The sequence below is a fragment of the Nocardiopsis sp. NPDC055824 genome (assembly GCF_053616335.1).
On sequence record NZ_JBSHDN010000409.1, the window covers coordinates 1 to 1,336 of the forward strand.

Here is a 1,336-nt window from a genome sequence, read left to right on the forward strand (position 1 = left end):
GACCGGGCGGGGGCCGGAGAGGCCCTCGCGCGACGGGCCCGCCCCCCGGTGCGGGCCCTTCGCGCGTCCTCAGGGGGCGGCGGGGGGCTCCCACACGCCGTCCCCGAGGAACTGGTCGATGGAGGCCCGGTAGGGGGCGGGGTCCAGGCCCTTCTGCGCCACCCAGCCGTCGTCGTAGTAGCTGTGCTGGTAGCGTTCGCCGCCGTCGCAGATCAGGGTGACCACGCTGCCCCTGCGGCCCTCACGGAGCATCCTGGCGACGAGGTGCCACACCCCCCACAGGCTGGTGCCCGTCGAGCCGCCGGCGGACAGGCCGGTGTGGTCGTACAGGTGCCGCATCGCGGCGATGCTCGCCGCGTCGGGCACGGGGATCATGAGGTCGATCACGGAGGGGACGAAGCTCGGCTCCATCCGGGGGCGGCCGATGCCCTCGATCCTGGAGGGCATCCCCGTGGCGTAGTCCGGGGCGCCGGTGACCCAGCCGGGGAAGAACGCCGAGTTCTCCGGGTCCACGACGGCCAGCCGGGTGTCCATCCGCCGGTACCGCAGGTACCGCCCGATGGTCGCGGACGTGCCCCCGGTGCCCGCCCCCACCACGATCCAGTCGGGACAGGGGTAGCGCTCCATGCCGAGCTGCTCGAAGATCGACTCGGCGATGTTGTTGTTCCCGCGCCAGTCGGTGGCCCGCTCGGCGTAGGTGAACTGGTCCATGTAGTGGCCGCCGCTCTCCGCCGCGAGCCGCTCCGCCTCGGTGTACATCGCGGGCGGGCTGTCCACGAAGTGGCACCGGCCGCCGTACCGCTCGATGAGGGCGATCTTCTCCGGGCTGGTCCTGCGCGGGATGACCGTGATGAAGTCCAGCCCGATCAGCTGCGCGAAGTAGGCCTCCGAGACCGCGGTGGACCCCGAGCTGGCCTCCACGATCGTGGTGCCCTCGCGGATCCACCCGTTGGCGAGCCCGTACAGGAACAGCGAACGCGCCAGCCGGTGCTTGAGGCTGCCGGTGGGGTGCACCGACTCGTCCTTCAGGTACAGGTCGATGCCCCATTCCGGGGGCAGGGGGAACACGTGCAGGTGGGTGTCGGCCGAACGGTTCGCGTCCGCCACGACCTTGCGGACCGCCTCGTCGACCCAGGCGCGGGTACCGTCGTCGCTGCGGTCCACCCACGGGGCGGCGTCGTCCGGTTCCGGACCGGTTGGTGAGGATGCCATGGTCAGCAGGGTAGTCCTCCCGGGGCCCCGGCCCCTCCGCGCCCGGGGGCCGGGAGCGCGCCGGGCGGGGGCGCCGGTCCACCCGGGGGCGCCCCGGCACACGGGAGGCCGGGCCCTTCGGGCC

1 protein-coding gene is annotated in these 1,336 nt (G+C 73.4%); it reads right to left on the reverse strand.

The window, feature by feature from the left end; genetic code table 11:
- Positions 1-69 precede the first annotated feature (69 nt).
- The gene (locus ACWGL3_RS32210; protein ID WP_452462162.1) at positions 70-1,212 is read right to left on the reverse strand and encodes a PLP-dependent cysteine synthase family protein; all 1,143 of its coding nucleotides are present in this window, start codon (positions 1,210-1,212) and stop codon (positions 70-72) included.
- Positions 1,213-1,336: the final 124 nt, after the last annotated feature.